General features: G+C 36.4%; 12 protein-coding genes and 1 pseudogene. 9 read left to right on the top strand and 4 right to left on the bottom strand.

Annotated elements, in window-relative coordinates:
- Window positions 1–55: 55 nt before the first annotated feature.
- Both LZP85_RS07730 and LZP85_RS20865 read left to right on the top strand, forming a co-directional pair.
- Window positions 56–1,708: a DUF2339 domain-containing protein gene (locus tag LZP85_RS07730; RefSeq protein ID WP_078989814.1), complete on the top strand. Its 1,653-nt coding sequence runs from the start codon at window positions 56–58 to the stop codon at window positions 1,706–1,708.
- A gap of 224 nt (window positions 1,709–1,932) precedes the next feature.
- Window positions 1,933–2,187, top strand: a pseudogene (locus LZP85_RS20865) (hypothetical protein); the annotation flags it as partial.
- 179 nt (window positions 2,188–2,366) lie between these two features.
- On the opposite strand, the gene LZP85_RS07735 reads toward LZP85_RS20865, so the two are convergent.
- Entirely contained in the window at window positions 2,367–3,491 is a 1,125-nt protein-coding gene (locus LZP85_RS07735) for an ROK family transcriptional regulator (RefSeq protein ID WP_206782409.1), read from the bottom strand.
- 228 nt (window positions 3,492–3,719) lie between these two features.
- Between LZP85_RS07735 and LZP85_RS07740 the strand changes: the two genes are divergently transcribed.
- The 3 genes from LZP85_RS07740 to LZP85_RS07750 are packed head-to-tail and all read left to right on the top strand — an operon-like array spanning window position 3,720 to window position 7,465.
- Entirely contained in the window at window positions 3,720–4,496 is a 777-nt protein-coding gene (locus LZP85_RS07740; protein WP_025910238.1) for an SDR family oxidoreductase, read from the top strand.
- A gap of 41 nt (window positions 4,497–4,537) precedes the next feature.
- The gene (locus tag LZP85_RS07745) at window positions 4,538–6,100 is read left to right on the top strand and encodes an FGGY-family carbohydrate kinase (protein WP_206782408.1); all 1,563 of its coding nucleotides are present in this window, start codon (window positions 4,538–4,540) and stop codon (window positions 6,098–6,100) included.
- Between the two features lie 18 nt (window positions 6,101–6,118).
- Entirely contained in the window at window positions 6,119–7,465 is a 1,347-nt protein-coding gene (locus LZP85_RS07750; RefSeq protein WP_025910235.1) for an MFS transporter, read from the top strand.
- Window positions 7,466–7,978: 513 nt separating this feature from the next.
- Here the strand turns inward: LZP85_RS07750 and LZP85_RS07755 are convergent.
- Window positions 7,979–8,197 (bottom strand): UPF0715 family protein, encoded by a 219-nt coding sequence (locus tag LZP85_RS07755; RefSeq protein ID WP_234562134.1) that lies wholly within the window; start codon window positions 8,195–8,197, stop codon window positions 7,979–7,981.
- Window positions 8,198–8,571: 374 nt separating this feature from the next.
- Between LZP85_RS07755 and LZP85_RS07760 the strand changes: the two genes are divergently transcribed.
- The 4 genes from LZP85_RS07760 to LZP85_RS07775 all read left to right on the top strand — a co-directional run bounded on the left by LZP85_RS07760 (window position 8,572) and on the right by LZP85_RS07775 (window position 13,309).
- Window positions 8,572–9,722 (top strand): IS3 family transposase gene (locus LZP85_RS07760; protein WP_163071374.1). Its coding sequence is split into 2 segments (ribosomal slippage): window positions 8,572–8,845 and window positions 8,845–9,722, totalling 1,152 coding nucleotides; the frame shifts between segments, so codons are not numbered across the junction.
- Window positions 9,723–9,885: 163 nt separating this feature from the next.
- Window positions 9,886–11,961, top strand: a complete 2,076-nt coding sequence (locus LZP85_RS07765; RefSeq protein WP_206782407.1) for a DNA topoisomerase III — start codon at window positions 9,886–9,888, stop codon at window positions 11,959–11,961.
- Window positions 11,962–12,048: 87 nt separating this feature from the next.
- Window positions 12,049–12,510 carry a YrvL family regulatory protein gene (locus tag LZP85_RS07770; protein ID WP_206833463.1) on the top strand — a complete coding sequence of 154 codons (462 nt, stop codon included), beginning with the start codon at window positions 12,049–12,051 and terminating at the stop codon, window positions 12,508–12,510.
- A gap of 106 nt (window positions 12,511–12,616) precedes the next feature.
- Entirely contained in the window at window positions 12,617–13,309 is a 693-nt protein-coding gene (locus LZP85_RS07775; RefSeq protein ID WP_025910231.1) for a metallophosphoesterase, read from the top strand.
- A 14-nt stretch (window positions 13,310–13,323) separates the two neighbouring features.
- Here the strand turns inward: LZP85_RS07775 and LZP85_RS07780 are convergent, their stop codons facing one another.
- Entirely contained in the window at window positions 13,324–13,650 is a 327-nt protein-coding gene (locus LZP85_RS07780; protein ID WP_206833464.1) for a YflT domain-containing protein, read from the bottom strand.
- Between the two features lie 48 nt (window positions 13,651–13,698).
- On the bottom strand, window positions 13,699–14,343 hold the full coding sequence (locus LZP85_RS07785) for a DUF3231 family protein (protein WP_224840174.1): 645 nt from the start codon (window positions 14,341–14,343) through the stop codon (window positions 13,699–13,701).
- Window positions 14,344–14,492: the final 149 nt, after the last annotated feature.

Raw genomic sequence — 14,492 nt, forward strand, 5'->3', positions numbered from 1 at the left:
AAAAACACTAAAATGATATAATTTGGTAATTGATAAAGCTATAGGGAGAGATGTTATGGATCATAAAAGAATAGAGAACCTAGAAAAAAAGATTACGGTATTAGAGGAGGAAGTAAAGGAGTTAAAGCAACTACTTACTAATCAATATGGGAGCAAAACAGAATTTACAGTGCAGGCAAAGAAACCTTCAAATCATGAAGAAGCGGTTTCTCATCAGCCGATGAAGCCAACTGAAGTTTATGAACAACAAGTGAAAAAATCAACGAATTGGGAAGAACAGCTTTTTCAAATATGGTTGCCCCGCATTTTTATTTTTGTTTTTATAATTGGTGTTCTTTGGGGATTTAAAGCTGCTTCTGACTACGGGGTAATGAGTGAAGGTGTCAAGGTTACGCTAGGATATATTGTAAGCGCCGCATTTGTAGGTGTTGGCCATTTGCAAATTGTAAAAAAACGCTCTGTATTAGGGCAAGTGCTCCTTGGTGGGTCCGTTCCAATCCTAATGCTAACAACGTTTGCAGCGCATAGTTTATATGGAATGATTGGGCCTTCGTTTGCATTTATGTTAAACGCGCTGTGGGTTGTAGCAGGGCTTGGCATGACTGTTTATTATCGTTCACAAGCGCTTGGGATCATTAGCATAATTGGCGGGGTGCTTGTACCGTTCTTAATAGAAAGTAACTCACCCAATCAACTTGTGTTTATTAGCTACGAAACGCTCTTATACCTCGCTTTTGCGTTCATTGCGTGGAGATTGAATTATCATGTGTTATATGGGTTAGCGGCAATACTCTTGAATGTAGTGTTGTTAGTATATGGTTGGTTTGTAGAGTTTACATCCCTTCTAGGAGCAGCTCTTCTTATTCAACATGTCTGTTTACTTTTACTGTCAGCCGTTCGCAAGGGGAATGAGTTTATTTATGCCTCAACTACTTTGGCAAGCTTATTTATCGTTTATGGCTGGATAAGTAGTACGATGGAAAAAACAACTGTTACCATTATAATTGCTGTACTTATTGTAGTATATGCCCTATGTATTAAGGTATATAAAAAAGAAAAGGTGAAATTTGACTTTTTTATGAGCTATTTAGTCATTGGCATTGCGTTTTTGATTAATCAGCTTCTTAATAAAGAAGATGCACTGTTGCTTTATATTATTCAAGGAGCTGTTACTTGTTATTTAGCACATAAATATAACAATCCAATTCAGAAATTTGTGGGATATGCAATTTACACAATCAGCGCAGTTGCTGTTATGGCGATACCAATTGAGGCGGTATTTTCACAACCGACATTAAATTGGCTTGGTTTTTTAGGCACAATGCTTTTTTTAGTGTTTATTCAAAATAATTCAATGAAAAAATCGACCTTGTTTGTAGCAAGTACCAGTATTTTATTTACCATTTTAACCTTAAGTTTTGTCACGCAGGAAGTTCAACTTTTCACAGAAGCGTTATCGACCAATACTCAAACATTAGCTCTGACATTTTCGTGGATTTTACTAGCTATCATTGGTTTATCTATTGGTATAGTAAAATCATTCAAAGCGGGTACTTATATTGGAATTAGCTTATTGTTTCTTACTTTAATTAAGCTTGTTCTTTATGATTTACCGTTCATTCCTTTAGCCATCCGAGCTGTTTTATTCATTGCGTTAGGCGGAATTGGTCTTATCGTATCAAGAATTTTGCATAAAAAAATGACTTAACTTTATATTTGATATATACCCTTAGATTCTATTTTAATTTTATGTCATACTGTAATTATAAGGAAAAAAGAGGTGCGTGTAGGTATGTTAACTGCAATTATGGTAACGTTTTCAATTTTATCGTTAGCTTGGATTGTTGGACGAAAAGAAAAGATAGAACAATGACTTATAAAAGGAGCATCTCATATCTCGTTAAGATATGAGATGCTCCTTTTGGTGTAACGGTAGCAACCATGATCTATCCTAGTATTGTGAAAGCCTTTCATGACAAGGATATTGCATTATTCAAGAAAAGCATGGAGAAAGGGCTAGTATATATGTTTCTTCTGTTAGCTCCAGCAATAGTAGGTATATGTTATTTAATTTCTGAGCTTGTAAAAGTCATCTATACAAATTTTAGCGATTCTGACGCAGCCTTAACCTCTACCTTTGCTACTTTCTGTTTTATTAAATGTGGGATTCAACTTTATCCTTGTTAAGTCTTTTGGAGCATATGGTTTGGCATTAAGCTCCTCACTAGTTAGGTTTATTGTTCGATAACCTTTTCATCGTTTTATAAACTTGTTAATAGAGTTAATCTAAAGTGGATAGTAGTACATTATATAAAGATTTCACTTTCAGCTATAGTAATGCTCACTTGTTTAATTTATCTATATAATTAAATTGTATTTAAAAAAGATTGAACGAATGGTATAGCAGCACCTATAGGAACTCCATTTTCAGGTGAACGGCTAATATGAATAAAGGCCTCATTACTTGGAAATGGGGTTTTATCATAAATTTTTTTGTGAAGAAATTCAATGTCTTTTTCTTTTAAGTAAGGAGATATATGTCCACCTAGAATAAACTCTCTGTTAATAACAAGATGAATATTATTGATTGAAAATGCTAAACCATCTAAAAATGAAGTCCACCTCTCTTGATAGGAAGTGTTCCCAGATCGTAATTCTTTAAAGAAGAATTCTAGTGATTCATCTTCTTCTAACAGGGCACTAACAGAACAAAATGTTTCCATACACCCTTTTTTTCCACAGTAACATGGGTCTCCATGAGGGTCGATTGTCATATGTTCTACCGTACCGCTATGCCCTTCTCTTCCCATATAAATTTGATTATTTATAATAAGAGCCCCCCCAAGATGGGTACCTATTGACAAATAGATAATGTCTCCAATATCATTTCTAATCCACAGTTCTGTAGTAGCTGCACACTTTGCATCATGGAAAAACACACAAGGATAATCTAGATGCTGTGAAAATACCTGAATATCTAAACCTGTACAGTTTAATATTTTTCCATATGTAATACTCTTACCATCAGTTGATGTTAAAGCTTGTACTGCAAAACCAATACCAAGAACTTGCTCTTTTTCCACATTAAGAGACGAGATAAAATCATCTACAGCATCGCTAACTTCTTTGAAATAACGGTCTGTATTTGAATATTTGATTGATAGTTTCGTTTTTTTAAATGTAATACCAAGCAAATCAATTGCTAAAATGCAAACTGTCTTTTTGAGAATTTCAACACCAATACTAATACGAGCCTGTGGGCATATTGCATAAGCAACTGCACGTCTACCAACAGAGGATTCAAACTGTCCACTCTTTTCAATTAATTTTTCCTTTTCCAAACGAACTAAATTCTGGGTTACAGTTGGTAAACTCAGATGAAGTTGGTTCGCAATTTCTTGTTTGGAGAGTCTCTCGTTTTGATAAATAAGGTGGTAGATCGCCGAGTAATTACTTTTCTTTATATCTTTAAATGTAATGTTATTATCCATGAAAGAACCTCATTATATAAAAAAAATTTATAAAATTTCTTCTTTTAACTTCAATTAAAATATATCACAGAAGCTGATGCAATAACAACTTTCGCAAAGTAAGTGAAGGGTAAATTTACCTTTTTCTATTTCTTTATATTGACTCATACATAAAAAGGATATATTATATAAAGTAGTTTTATAAATATATTTTATAAAACTACTTTATTAAAAGTGGGGGAATTAAATATGGGGATCATTGAAAAAATGAGATTAGATGAAAAGAAAATTTTTGTCACAGGTGGAGCAAGAGGTATTGGAAAGAGTGTTGCAATCGCTTTTGCTGAAGCAGGAGCCGATGTAGCAATTGTGGATCTGGATTTTGAAGCAGCTCAAAAAACCGCAGCTGAGTTAAAAGAACATCATGAGGTTGAAACGATTGCAATTGAAGCCGATGTCACAAAACCAGAAGATGTAGATAACATGATTGAAAAAATACTTAACGTTTTTGGTCGTATAGATGTTGCCTTCTGTAATGCTGGAATCTGTATGAATGTACCTGCAGAAGAAATGACTTTTAATCAGTGGAAAAAGGTCATTGATATTAATCTAACTGGTGTGTTTTTAACAGCTCAAGCAGCTGGAAAAATAATGTTAAAGCAAGGTGGAGGTTCTATTATTAATACGGCTTCTATGTCAGGTCACATTGTGAACGTACCTCAGCCCCAGTGTTCCTATAACGCTTCTAAAGCAGGAGTAATTCAGTTGACAAAATCTCTGGCAGTAGAATGGGCTACAAGAAATGTACGTGTAAATTGTATTAGCCCAGGCTATATGGGTACAGAACTTACATTAAATTCTCCAAGTTTGCTGCCATTAATCGAGCAATGGAATCAAATGGCTCCCCTTAAGAGAATGGGAAGACCAGAAGAACTTCAATCTATATGTGTCTATCTTGCTGGAGATACTAGCAGCTTCACCACAGGAGCAGACTTTGTAGTAGATGGTGCTTTTACTTGTATTTAATAGACTAACAGATTCTAATTTTCAAGATTGGAGGGCTATATATGCATTATTTACTCGGTACAGATATTGGAACATCCGGTACCAAGACAATTTTAATGGATACAGAAGGTAATCTAATTGCCCAAGACTTACAGGAATATGATGTATTAACCCCAAAGCCATTATGGGCTGAACAATGGCCTGAAGTATGGCTTCAGGCTACCAAAACTTCTATTAGAAATACAGTGCAGAAATCAGGGATTGCTGCGGAAAAAATACAAGGAATTGCTATCAGTGGTTTGTATGGTGGTTCTGGTATTCCTTTGGATGAAAATATGGAACCGGTGAGACCTTGTATGATTTGGATGGATCGTAGAGCAGAAGAAGAAACAAAATGGGTTTTAGATAATGTTGGAGAAAAAAGACTTTTAGAAATTACTCACAATGGAGCTGATCCCTATTATGGTTATACCAAAATCTTATGGATGAAAAAGCATGAACCAGAAAACTGGAAAAAGACAAAGCTGTTTTTGCCCCCAAATGATTACGTTATTTATAAACTAACAGGGAAAATTGCCATTGATTATTCTTCTGCAGGAAATATCGGCGGTATTTTTGATATGAACAATAGAAGCTGGTCTAAAGAACTGATGGAAGAGATGGGTATTCCTCTGTCAATGATGCCAAAGAAAATTGTAGAATCAACAGACATTGTCGGTAGATTAACGAAAGAATCTGCAGTTGAATTGGGGCTTTCCAAAGGAATGCCCGTGATAGCAAGTGGTATTGATTGTGGTGCAGCAAATATTGGACTTGGTGTATTTGAACCAGGTGTTTATGCAGCAGCAATTGGAACTTCAATGTGTGCAGCATTGGTTTCAGACAAACCAGTGAAAGGAAAAGATCTGATTGTTTGGCCATATCTATACGATGCAAAAAGGCTTTCTTATTATTTTGCTGGTGGTGCTACCGCAGGAGCGATTGTAAAATGGTTTCGTCAAACAATGTGTCAATTTGAAGTTGAAGTGGAAAAATCCGGGGGGAAGAATGCCTATGATGCGTTAAATGAACAAGCAGAAACCATTCCTGTTGGTAGTGAAGGTCTAATTGTACTTCCTTACTTTATGGGAGAAAGAAGTCCTGTTTGGGATTCAGATGCAAAGGGGACGATTGTGGGACTTTCATTAGCCCATACAAAAGCTCATATTTACCGTGCATTTTTGGAAGCGGTCGCATTTTCTTTGCGAGATGCAATGGAAGCGACTGGAGAAAATTTGGGTAAATCTATCCTACTTGCTGGGGGAGTAACAAAATCAAAATTGTGGAGACAAATCTTTGCTGATGTAACTGGCTATCCGATTGTTTGTCCAATACATGATGTAGAGGCAAATATGGGAGATGTCATGCTAGCTGGAATTGGAACAGGGCTGTTATCTTATGAAGATGTGAAACAATGGCAAGTGTTAGATGAAAAAATCATGCCAAATAAGAAGAGTCATGAGAAGTATAATGACTATTACAAGGTTTACAAATCTATATACAATAATTTAAAAAATGATATGAGAACGCTAACAAGGCTTTCATTCGAAAACTATGAAGATCCTATACTACAAAAAACAATTTAAAATTGTGGGGTAATACACATGGATAAATGGAAAAAGAGAATTGGATATGGTGTTGGCGATTTAGGATGCAATTTGGTATTTAGCACAATGGCATCTTACCTTTTGTTTTTTTATACCGATGTTTTTGGAATAACAGCCGCAGTGGCCGGTACTTTAATGTTAGTAACAAAAATAATTGATGCTTTTGCAGATATTGGGATGGGGGTGTTGGTTGATAGAACGCATACGAAATGGGGTCAAGGAAGACCCTATTTCCTGATAGGAGCTATTCCTTTTGCTCTATTTACTATAGTGACTTTTATTGTTCCTGATTTCAATATGATGGGGAAAATTATTTGGGCTTATGCCACTTATTGTTTGTTGAACATTGCTTATACAGTGGTAAATATACCACTGAATACAATTGTACCAAGGTTAACTTCAGATAACCATGAACGAAATTGGTTAGTGTCGACAAGAATGATTTGTGCATTGATTGGAACTGCTTTAGTAATGTCCATTACAACGCCACTAGTAAAATTTTTCGGACATGGAGATCCACAAAAAGGATTTTTAATTACGATGAGCATTTATGCCATTGCAGCAATGTTAATATTTGTGTTCACTTTTATGAATACGAAAGAGGTTGTTCCACCGTCGACTCAACCAGGGAAATCCTCTTTTAAACAAGATTTTAAAGGGTTAACGGACCAAGCATTTATTTTTTTTATTGTGAATTTTCTCTATTTCGCCCTTTTTGTCATAAGAAATACGACTGTAATCTATTACTTTACGTATAATCTTGGACATGAAGGCTGGTTAACTTTCGTTGGTCTATTCGGAATTCTATCAGGGCTACCCATGTTAATTATTTTACCTTGGCTTCAAAAAAAGATGACAAAGAAGAATGTATTGCTTATGAGTACTGCCATTTATATTATCGGAGATTTAGTAATATATCTCGGAAAATCTTCCCCTTTTTTACTCATAGCAGGACTAGCGATAACCGGACTCGGAATTTATGGTATCTTTGGCATCACATTTGCGATTCAACCAGACATTATCGATTATTCAGAGTACAAAAATCATAGAAGTATTGCGGGTATGATTGCTGCTTTTCAAGGTTTTTTTGTAAAAGTAAGTCTCGGACTGGGAAGTGCGTTCGTAGGAGTTATTCTAAAAATGGGTGGTTATGTGCCAAATGCTATACAAAGTTCAACCACTTTAACCTATATTGAACTTGTTTTTATATGGGTACCCTTGGCTATTTGTTTACTTATCGGAATAACAATGTGGTTTTATAACCTCGATGCTAAGCGTGCAGCAATGGATGTTGAACTTGAGCGTCGACGCTCATTAACTAACGAAAAAGTTATAAATCTTTAATAGAACACATTCATTAAAATCAGGATAAACAGGGCTGAAAAAATTTTATAGAAGTAGCGATCAACCTACGTTAATTGGGATTAATTTAACAAAATAAGATTTAATTCAATAGAGAGCTATATAGAACTTAATCAGGGTCTCTTATTTTCCGAAATATAAACAAATAATTGAAAGCGTTTTAAAAATTATTTAATAGCTTTCTTGAACCGGATTTAAAAAGAGTTTTTATATAAAAAGCTTTGCGAAATATGGTATGTTTCTCTTATGATAGACAAGTAAAAGAAAGCAATCTATTCTGTATACTACCGAGGGGATTTTTATGAGGAAAAAGAGAAGAACCATTCGAGAGGAATATTGCGCTGTTGATTGAATAGGCTTAGTATTCATTTTAGAGCTCACTTTTTATAAGTGAGCTTCTTTACTTTCGATAACATGAATTATGGTGACTTGAATTTAATGGAAATCCATCAATAATCAGTTCTATATAAATTAGTTAAGGAATTAGTCTTAATTTTAATAATAAGGATACTCATCCCTGTTCATAATAATAGAATCCCAAAACCAGTATATAACTGCTGCGCTTACTACAAATGCCAAGATGTCACCATGATTGTTAATTGGAGTAGACCAATTTCCTTTAAGCTTATAGGAAACATAAAGAAATAGAGTAGCTATCAAACAGTAAATTAACAAGTAGAGGATATTAAATTTCTTAGGCCATTTATTTAACAATACTTGTAGTGGTACTGCTATTAGAGGATAAGGAATTAGCGTGATAAGTGAAAGTCTCCTTAAATGTCACCGATTGAGCATCTCCTTTTTGTCTACAATAAAGAATTTACTGTTACTATAATATATGAGCGATAAGTAAACAACTGCTTACAGTAAATAATGTTAAACCCGACATAAAATCATAGATAAGTCTTGAGGCAAGTTAAGAAGGTGATTGTAGGAAGTAAAGAGAAGAAATAGTATGGACACTATAAATAAAAAAAGAGATAGAATGAGATTTGGGACTGACCCCATAAAGTGAGACAAATAAAAAACACCTTTAAGTTGAAAACTGGGTATGTAGTACCTAACAATCACTTGGAGGTGTTTTTTCTATGGGAACAAGAGTCAGTTATCCAGTCGAAATAAAGTTAAAAGCGATTGAAATGAGGTTAGCCGGTGTACCTGTAAAAGAAGTATTATCACAACTAAACATTCGGAATCCTACTCAATTAAAAACATGGATGAAGTGGTATCAAAATGGGGATGTACACCGGTTGGAACAGCCAGTAGGCAAGCAATATGCCTATGGAAAAGGTCCTGATTTTGAAAACGAGACAGCTAAGTTAAAGACTGAGAACCGACAATTAAAGCAACAAATCGAGATTTTAAAAAAGTACAAGGAATTGGAAAGGAAGTGGTACCAGAAATCGCAGTGAACCTAGTGGAAGAGTTAAAAGAACAAATCCCTATTTATCAAATCTGTTTCCATCTTGGTATTCCTCGGTCCACTTACTACCGTTGGAAGCAGCATAGTCAACAGGATACACGAAAGAAATGGATGGAACAGCAAGTGGGTGAACAATGTCGTGCACACAAGTTTCGATATGGCTATCGGAAGATCACAGCTGTACTCAAGCGAACCATGAAGATTAACCACAAGTTTGTGCAGCGTACCATGCAGAAATACGGTTGGCAATGTCGCGTTAAACGGAAGAAACGGCAGCGAACAGGGCAACCTTATCAGGTTGCAGAGAATGTATTAAAACGTGACTTTCGAGCTGAACGCCCTCTTCAAAAGCTCGTGACTGATATTACGTACTTGCCTTTTGGGCCGAAACCATTGTATCTTTCAAGTATTCAAGATTTATTTAACGGAGAGATTATTGCGTATTCCATAGGTGATTGTCAAAATGTCGCGTTTGTTTTAGACACGCTTAACCAACTCCCTTCTCTACCGGAAGGGTGCACGTTGCATAGTGATCAAGGCTCTGTGTACACATCGTATGCTTATCAACAAACAATTAAAGAGAAAGGCATTATCATGAGTATGTCCCGAAAAGGGACGCCTGCAGATAATGCCTCAATTGAATCGTTTCATTCCTCACTAAAGTCTGAAACGTTCTACCTTGACGAGTTGACATACACTACGACTACCATCATAGAGCAAACCGTCAAAAGCTATATTACGTATTATAACCATGCCCGTATTCAAACAAAATTAAACAACCAGTCTCCTGTACAATACAGAAAACGGGTTGTTTAAAAGGTGTTTTGATTCCTGTCTCAAAAACAGGGGTCAGTCCCATTTTACTATGGTTTTTTTTATTTATAATAGACTATAAAATTATTATGTAAACTTATCTAATCATACACAAACAATCATAATACATGTATAATGGAACAAGTGAATTGGAGGTATACATAAAATGAAATCACTTGTATTAGCAGAAAAGCCAAGCGTTGCGCGAGATTTAGCACGTGTACTTGGCTGCACTCAAACGAAAAAAGGCTATATTGAAGGACCTGAATATGTCGTAACGTGGGCATTAGGTCATTTGGTTGAATTGCAAACACCAGAAGATTATGATAATCAATATAAAACGTGGCGAATGGAAGATTTACCGATTATGCCCGAGAGAATGAAACTGAAGGTGATTAAAAAAACAAGCCCACAGTTTCGAACAGTTTCTCAACTGGCTAAACGTAGCGACATCAAAGAGTTAATTATTGCAACAGATGCAGGGCGCGAAGGAGAGCTTGTTGCGAGATGGATCATGGAAAAAGTAAGATGGAACAAGCCATTTAGACGCTTGTGGATTTCATCTCAAACAGATAAAGCGATTAAGCAAGGGTTTCGAGAACTAAAGCCTGGAAAAGAGTTTAATCGCCTGTATGATTCAGCTGTTTGTCGCTCAGAAGCAGATTGGCTAATTGGCCTCAACGTTACCCGTGCGCTAACAACAAAGTATGAAGAGCCTTTATCAGCAGGAAGGGTACAAACTCCAACTCTAGCCATGATTATCGAAAAGGAACAGCAAATTCAAGCATTCAAGCCGCAGCCGTACTGGACGTTAACCGCAGTTTTACCTGGGTTTGAAGCAAAGTGGCAAGGCGGCCAAGAAAAGCGCATTTTTAATGAAGAAAAAGCAAAAGAACTTCGTGATAAACTTGCGGGTGAAGCCATAATTAAGCATGTCAAAAAGAAAGTAATGAAAGAAGCACAGCCTCTTCCATACGATTTAAATGAACTGCAGAGAGATGCTAACAAGCGCTTCGGATTTTCAGCTAAAAAGACGTTAAACGTGTTACAAAAATTATATGAGCAACACAAGCTCGTAACCTACCCACGAACAGATTCTCGCTACCTCACAACGGATATGGTTGGAACGATGAAAGAGCGATTAGAAGCCGTATCAGGTGCCTATAAAGAAGAAGTGAGGCCGCTGATTGCTAAAAATGCACAGCTGCCAAAACGCGTAGTGAACAATGAAAAAGTCAGCGATCACCATGCGATTATCGTAACCGACCAGCCTGTCTTCTTGCAGGATTTATCTTCGGATGAGCGCAAACTGTATGATTTAATTGCTAAGCGCTTCATGGCACTATTTTACCCTGCGTACGAATTTGAAACGGTAAAAGTAGAGCTTGAAGCGAACGGAGAGCAGCTTGTAGCACAAGGAAAACGAGTGATAAACCTTGGATTTAAACAAGTAACTAATAGTGATTTAGAAGAGGCATCGTTACCTCATTTACAAGAAGGCGCTGCTTTATCCATTAAATCGGTTGAAATGAAGCATGCTTTAACAGAACCACCTCTTCGTCATTCAGAAGCGGATTTACTTGCTCAAATGGAAAAGCATAATCTTGGAACGCCAGCAACTCGTGCTGATATTATTGAGAAGCTATTACAAAATGAGTCCATTGATCGACAAAATAACCGTCTGCATCCGACGCCAAAAGGAAAGCAGCTTATTTCGCTTGTAGCAGATGAACTAAAATCACCTGATTTAACAGCCAAATGGGAACGAGAGCTAGAAGCAATTGCAAAAGGAAAAGGAAACGCAAAAGAATTTTTAGCTAACATTCGTAAGCAAACAGCAAAGCTTGTGCAGCAGGTAAAAACGAGTGAAGAAACGTATAAGCCTCATAACTTAACAGGATCAAAATGTCCAGAATGTGGCTCATTCTTAAAAGAGAAAAAGACAAAGCAAGGGAGAGTACTTGTTTGCTCTAGCCTTGAATGTAGCTACCGACGTTCTAAAGATCCAAAGTTATCCAATCGTCGCTGTCCACAGTGCCATAAAAAGATGGAAATTCACGACGGAAAAGCAGGTAAGTATTTCCAATGTCGTCAGTGTCAAGTTGTTGAAAAAGCAGAAGACAAAAAGAAAAAAATGACGAAGCGAGAAGAAAGAAAACTGCTTAATAAATACAGTGACGACAGTGACTTTGGCTCAAGCTTAGGGGATGCATTAAAGCAAGCGCTGAAGAAAAAAGAGTGACAAGAAAGAAGGAGCTAGATTTTTCTAGCCCTTTTTTTGTTGGTTTTTGGTATAATTTAACTTAACCCTAACAGTAAAGGAGATAGAATGAGAAAACAAAAGAAAAAAGAAGATATGATGTCCAAGGTAATTGCGATTTCATTCGTTACGCTAATTATCATCGTAGCGCTTGTTGTTATCGCAGGAGTATACTTTTTTGGTCTCTTAGGCATATTTAAATTTGTGGGAGTTACGTATACAACAACAGGTGCTTTTTTATGGTTTGTTTTGCTTGTACTGATTGTTGGAAGCATAGTAGATTTACTTTCTAGAGCACTCATTTCACTATTTAAACCCTTCGCTACATCAGCTTTAAGCCGCTTCATTTTAATTGCCACTATCGACATTTGGTTCTCTTGGTTTGCTATTTACACAGCGGATACATTCGTTAAAGGAATTACGCTATCCTTTGGTGCTGAATTTATCTTAGCTTCCATTTTATTTATCATTGATTATGGGCTCGATCTCAAGGTTGGGAGCGTAAAAGTAAAGATTGAAAACAATACATAAAATCTTGTGATTAAAAAAGTCGCTAGCATTAGCGGCTTTTTACCGAGTTCAAAACCATCTGGCCTATGCGTATAATAGATTCATGAAGTAAAAAGGAGAGGGCAGCGTGAGAAAATTTGCAATAAGTGATATTCACGGCAGTTATTATGAAATGATGCGTTTATTAGAGGCGGTGAAATTTAACCCAAACATAGATCAGCTCGTAATCGTAGGAGATATGATTAATCGTGGTCCCTATAGCGGTGAAGTTTTAAAAGAAATAAAAAGATTAAATGAAGCGTATGAACACGTTCACGTCACAATCGGAAATCATGAAGAAATGATGCTTTGGTATATTGAAGGTAAAAATCCGATGTGGTCGCAGTTTGGTGGGCAACGTTCTTCGAGCACCATTATTGAAGCATTTGGGAAACAGGGTATTGATGAAGCCATTCAGTGGGTAAAAGACCTACCTCTTATTTTTGAAGATAATGAATACGTTTATGCGCATGCTGGCTTTCAACTACCTTATAAAACTGCTTTTATTAATAGAAGCAACTTGTGGCTACCCCGCAAAGAGTTTTATCAAACGCCAATTAATCGCCTCCTGCAAGAAACAAACGGTAAACCTGTTGTCCACGGACATACGCCGGCACCGAACGTAGCATTTGACGGGGCGAGAATTGGAATCGACCTCGGAGCTCAGGTTGTGAGCAAAGGGAGATTAGCATGTGTAGAATTAACAACTTCAAGCGTTTGGGAATATGATTTCACATTGAAAACGATTAAGGAAAAACAGGTAAAAAGACGCGACTACTAGTCGCGTCTTTTTAATTATGCACTTTTACTGGCCACGACTAAAACGCGACCCTTGTCCAATTCTTCTTCATACTTTTCAGCCTCTACTTGAGATAACCCAAGCGATTCCATTTTTGAACGAAGCTCATCTCCTCGTGAACGGAAAATGTTTGCGACTGCATCAGTTAGTCCTTGTTCTGATAATCCAATGTTGTTTACATCCGTTGCGTCTGTTAAATGCTTGGAGCGTTCTTTGTGATGTGCGAGCAAATAAACTTCATCTTTCGTATATCCACTTCGTAAGAATTGATCAATCGTTTCTTTTGCCTGAACACCATTTTCGACTACTTTTACGTTTGTCATTTGTAAAACCTCCTAGTTTTAGTACGTGCAACGTGCTAATGGTTAAGTTCATTCGTTCTTTAAGAAGAATATCAATCTCCTTGCTATGTATATAGACGTTTTGGAGAAAGTTAAACCAAAAATGTCGAAAAAATTTACACATGTGAATTTAAGAACCCGGAGGAGTGTAGCTTGGCGGTTTTTTAACCGGCCTTTTTCCCGCTGTGTTTCTTTTACCTTAAAGCCAAAGGCAACCTTTTCACTATGAAACTTTAGCCAGAGCATACCAACATCATTACGGATGGATTGACTAATGTTTGTACTGCACATAATGATGTTCGAAGCAACCTTTGCTGATATTAAATTAGCAATTTCAGAATCTGTTGCGCGTACACCCAGAGGTATTTGGTGAGGATCAGATTTTGGTTTTGGAGCTGGAATATCAGAAAGTGGTATCCCTTCTTGTAGCATGAATTCCTTGAGCTTATCTCGCTGAGTCAAAGCTAACAGTTTTGATTCATGAGCAAGTTCTAATAGCGTTTTATCTGTTGTTGTATGTAAAGACGTTTCAACGGCCGGTATTTCTTCGGTAAGTGTAGTAAAATAAAGCCAGCATCCCATAGCTTCTCCTATATGTAATGGTTCGTGCTTGTTGGTGTTAATTGTTTTTAAATACGTTGTTAATGCTTCAATAGCGTGAATCAATGCAATCAATTCTTTTACATTTTTTGTATATTTAAATTATTTCCTTTTTAAGAAATAATACTCACTTTGTCTAAAGAAACAAAAGATTTTCTAGGAACTCCTAGTACTTTTTGATAAAATGAATCCATTACCCACAAGATAATTTCTTCGCTTATTCC

The sequence above is a fragment of the Priestia flexa genome (assembly GCF_021441905.1).
In the GTDB taxonomy this organism is placed as follows: domain Bacteria; phylum Bacillota; class Bacilli; order Bacillales; family Bacillaceae_H; genus Priestia; species Priestia flexa.

What these genes read in the sequence shown, in the direction of transcription:
- LZP85_RS07730 (WP_078989814.1), top strand. Translation starts at nt 56, where the DNA reads ATGGATCATAAAAGAATAGAGAACCTAGAAAAAAAGATTACGGTATTA.
- LZP85_RS07735 (WP_206782409.1), bottom strand. Translation starts at nt 3,491, where the DNA reads ATGGATAATAACATTACATTTAAAGATATAAAGAAAAGTAATTACTCG.
- LZP85_RS07740 (WP_025910238.1), top strand. Translation starts at nt 3,720, where the DNA reads ATGGGGATCATTGAAAAAATGAGATTAGATGAAAAGAAAATTTTTGTC.
- LZP85_RS07745 (WP_206782408.1), top strand. Translation starts at nt 4,538, where the DNA reads ATGCATTATTTACTCGGTACAGATATTGGAACATCCGGTACCAAGACA.
- LZP85_RS07750 (WP_025910235.1), top strand. Translation starts at nt 6,119, where the DNA reads ATGGATAAATGGAAAAAGAGAATTGGATATGGTGTTGGCGATTTAGGA.
- LZP85_RS07765 (WP_206782407.1), top strand. Translation starts at nt 9,886, where the DNA reads ATGAAATCACTTGTATTAGCAGAAAAGCCAAGCGTTGCGCGAGATTTA.
- LZP85_RS07770 (WP_206833463.1), top strand. Translation starts at nt 12,049, where the DNA reads ATGAGAAAACAAAAGAAAAAAGAAGATATGATGTCCAAGGTAATTGCG.
- LZP85_RS07780 (WP_206833464.1), bottom strand. Translation starts at nt 13,650, where the DNA reads ATGACAAACGTAAAAGTAGTCGAAAATGGTGTTCAGGCAAAAGAAACG.